Annotated in this window: 4 protein-coding genes; all 4 read right to left on the bottom strand. The window is 62.8% G+C overall.

Going from position 1 to position 3,787, the window contains the following annotated elements:
* Positions 1–529: TRAP transporter large permease subunit (locus EOD07_RS26215; RefSeq protein WP_127237479.1), on the bottom strand; the 529-nt coding region annotated here is incomplete at its 3' end.
* Entirely contained in the window at positions 526–1,056 is a 531-nt protein-coding gene (locus tag EOD07_RS26210) for a TRAP transporter small permease (RefSeq protein ID WP_127237478.1), read from the bottom strand. The genes EOD07_RS26215 and EOD07_RS26210, both read right to left, overlap by 4 nt.
* Positions 1,057–1,103: 47 nt before the next feature.
* Positions 1,104–2,063 carry a TRAP transporter substrate-binding protein gene (locus tag EOD07_RS26205; protein WP_127237477.1) on the bottom strand — a complete coding sequence of 320 codons (960 nt, stop codon included), beginning with the start codon at positions 2,061–2,063 and terminating at the stop codon, positions 1,104–1,106.
* A gap of 72 nt (positions 2,064–2,135) precedes the next feature.
* Entirely contained in the window at positions 2,136–3,410 is a 1,275-nt protein-coding gene (locus EOD07_RS26200) for an aspartate aminotransferase family protein (protein WP_164772534.1), read from the bottom strand.
* Positions 3,411–3,787 lie beyond the last annotated feature (377 nt).

The raw sequence follows: 3,787 nt of genomic DNA, 5'->3' as shown, positions 1-3,787 counted from the left end.
GAATATAGGCGCCGACGAACAGCTTGGTGATGGAGACCTGGGCGATGACGCCATAGATCACCAGCGGAATGCTGGGCGGGATGATCGGGCCGATGACGGCTGCTCCCGCCGTCAGCGCCGCGGCGAAGCCGCCGGAATAACCATCCTTGCGCATTTCCGGAATGAGCAGGGCGCCGCTCGCGGAAGCATCGGCGACCGACGACCCGGAAATGCCGGCGAGAAAGACGTTGGTGCCAACATTGACGACACCCGAACTGCCGCGGATGCGGCCGAGCATCGACGAAAAGAGATCGACGACGCGCGTGGTGATGCCGCCGCTGTTCATCACCGCGGCGGCCAGGATAAAAAAGGGCACGGCCAGCAGCGGGAAGGAATCGATGCCGTTGACCATCTTCTGGGCGAGGATGAAGCCCGGCATGCCCCAGATAGCGATCACCAGCAGGGCCGAGAGCCCGAGCGCGACGGCGACAGGAACCGCCAGCAAGGCGAGCACCAGGAACGCGACCGACAGCACCAACAGCATGATCATGACTGGGCACCTTCATGTGCGATGGGCTTTTCAGCTGCCGGAGCCGTTTCCTGTCCGGCGCGGCTTGCGCCGAACAATCGCTCCGCGACGAAGAACAGGCCGAGGACCGAGAAGGCCAGCAACGCGCCGTAGAACCAGTCGAAGCTGATGCCGGTCGCCGGCGCGATCTTCTGCCCGACCACGATCATCAGATGGCGCGCATAAACGGCAAGGAAAACGAGAAACACCGCGGTCGCGATGTCCACGAGAACCTTCAACCGGGTGAAGATGCCGCTGCTCAGCCGGTCATGCAAAAGGTCGATCACGATGAGCTGACGCTGACTCACCAGCAGCGCGGCGCCAAGGAACGTCATCCAGATGAACAGGATGCGCGAGATCTCCGCCAGCCCCGGCGTCGGCGCTCCTATGAAATAGCGGCTGAACACCTGGATGCAGACGAGGATGACGATCGCGAACAGCGCCGCGCCGACAAGGAAGCCGAGCACGCGGCGCAATCCGTTGCCCACGGATGCGAGCAGGTTTGCCATGGAGCATCTCCGACTGGAACTGCCCGCCCAGGAGCGGGCGCCAGTTGCTACTTAACCGCCCGGATCTTGTCGATATAGGGCTGCAAGGCGGCGTCGTATTTCGAGTCCGCTGCCGCCTTGGCGATGAATTCGTCGAGGTCGGGCTTATGGACCACGACACCCTGGGCGACGAGCTCTTCCAGCACCTTCGCCTGCGAGGAATCGGTGTAGTCGCGATACCAGTCGGCGCTGGCGTCGGCACTCTTGGCGAAAGCGTCCTGCACGCGCTTGTCAAGGCCCTGGTACCAGGGCTCGCCGCACATGAAGCCCATCGTCTCGGCCATGTGGTTGGTGATCAGAAGATGCTTGGCGACCTCATAGAAGCGCTGATCCTTGATCGCCACGAGAGGCTGCTCGACACCGTCGACCACCCCTTGCTGGATCGCGGTATAGACTTCCTCGAAGGGAATGGTGGCGGGATTGGCGCCAAGCGCCTGGATCGAAGCAATGTAGGCCGGAATACCGGGCGCGCGGATCTTGCGGCCCTGGATGTCGGCCAGGCTCTCGGCCGGCTTGGTCAGCAGGAACTGGCGGAAGCCGTGGAAGGCCGGTCCGAGCACCCGGAAACCCGCATCCTTGGCGATGGCGTCGAGAATCTCCTTGCCGACCGGACCGCGCCAGATGCGGAAGAAGTGATCCTCGTCGCGATAGAGATAGGCCACGCCTTCGACATTGGCCGCCGGATGGAAGGAACCGAGATCACCGACGCTTTCATACATGCATTCCAGCACGCCCCCTTTCACCTGCTCGACCATTTCGTCGACGGTGCCGAGCTGCGAACTCGGGAAAAGCTGGATCGAGACGTCGCTGCCCAGCTCCGCCTCCATCTTCTGCTTGAACACTTCCATGGCCTTGGTGTCGGGACTGTCGGGCGAACCGGCGCCGCCGATCCTGATGGTGACGCCCGCCTGGGCGGAGACGGTGGTCAGCGCCGCGATGCAGGCGGCCGCCAGTATGGATTTCAGCATTGCAATTCCCCTTCTTCTTTGTGGTTGGTTTCGAGTTCGGCCTGCCTCCCGCGGCAGGCCGGCTAATGCCCCTCAAACGAGCTCGGTGATGACCTCGTCGAGCGTGTCGACGATGATGTCGATTTCTTCCTCCGTGACGATAAAGGGCGGCGTGATCTGGATATGATCGCCACCCTGGCCGAAATTGGCGCCCGGCACGCCGCCGCCGACGATCACGCCGCGCTCGCGCATGCCGGCCACCAGCCGGGAAGTGAATGCCTTTTCCACCGGGAAAGGCTGGCGGGTGGCCCGGTCGGCGACAAACTCCACCCCGGCATAGAGCCCCCTGCCGCGCACGTCGCCGATACAGGCATGGCGCTGCTGAAGCTGCCTCAGGCGACTTGCAAGATAGTGTCCGATCCGGCCGGGTCGCTCAAACAGGCCTTCCTTCGACATGATGTCGAAGACCTGCTGGCCGATGAAGCAGGACGCCGGATGACCGCTATAGGTGAAGCCGTGGACGAAGCGCTTGCGATTGTCGCGGAAGAAGTCGGTGATGCGGTCGTTGACCAGCACCGCGCCTAAGGGTGCATAGCCGCTGCCTATCGCCTTGCCGCAGGTGATCATGTCGGGGGTGACGTCCCAGTCGGCGATGGCGAAAGGAACGCCCGTACGTCCATAGCCGGCAAGCACTTCGTCGGCGACGAAGAGAATGCCGTAGCGGTCGCAGATCTCGCGCACCCGCTTGTAGTAATCCTTGTGCGGCACGAGGCCCGAAGCCGTGGTGCCGACGATGGTTTCGGCAAAGAAGGCCGACACCGTCTCCGGGCCCTCGAGGTTGATCGCCCGCTCCAGTTCGTCGGCGCAGTCCAGCGTGCAGCCGCCATGGTCGCGGCAATAGGCGCAGCGATATTCGTAAGGCGGCGAAATATGCACGATCGGCAGCAGATAGGGCGAATAGGGCGTGCGCCAGCTCGTGCGTCCGGACAGCGACAGGGTGGCGATGGTCACGCCGTGATAGCTCTGCCAGCGCGAAATGATCTTGTGGCGCTGTGTATCGCCGCGCTCCAGATGATATTGCCGCGCCAGCTTCAACGCGGTCTCGTTGGCTTCCGAGCCGCCGGAAACGAAATAAACCGACGCCATGCCCGTGGGCGCCACCGACAGGATCGAGCTGGCGAGCTGTTCCTGCCAGGGATGGGTGAAGGTGGCGGTGTAGGCGAACGTCACCTTGTTGCCGGCGTCCGCGAGAGCGCGATATATCTCGGTGCGGCCGTGGCCGATGCCGACGACGCCGGCGCTGCCCATGCCGTCGAGATAGGCCTTTCCATCGGTGTCGTAGACATAGACGCCGCTGCCATGAGCCACCTTCGGTAGCTCCGCCGCATAGTCTCTCGAAAAGATTGGTGACATTACCCCCGCCCGTCTGACGTGATGGCGACAATCGCGAAAGTCGGCAAAGCTGTCAATATCGATTATCGATAAATGATAAGAGCCATGACCTGCGCCGTCCGATCTGCTAGAGAACTCGCCGTGGGGTTGAATCCTTGCCCGAGAGAAGCCCGCGGTCCGGATTCGTTCAGTGGGCCCGCGCCCTGGCAGAGGGGTGGCCATCGCAGGCTCGCCTGGGGAAGGATTTCAAGCGATTTCGGAAGCGTAAGATAGGAAACTCCAGATCATGAGAATCTCGGGCGACAACCACCCGTCCCTGGAAAGCGAGATCGGCAAGGCGCTGAGGGCGGCCA

Source organism: Mesorhizobium sp. M2C.T.Ca.TU.002.02.1.1 (genome assembly GCF_003997225.1).
This window is presented reverse-complemented; position numbering and strand designations above follow the sequence as displayed.

Bases quoted from the DNA above. Each gene is read 5' to 3' on its own strand.
- EOD07_RS26210 (WP_127237478.1), bottom strand. From the start codon at position 1,056: ATGGCAAACCTGCTCGCATCCGTGGGCAACGGATTGCGCCGCGTGCTC.
- EOD07_RS26205 (WP_127237477.1), bottom strand. From the start codon at position 2,063: ATGCTGAAATCCATACTGGCGGCCGCCTGCATCGCGGCGCTGACCACC.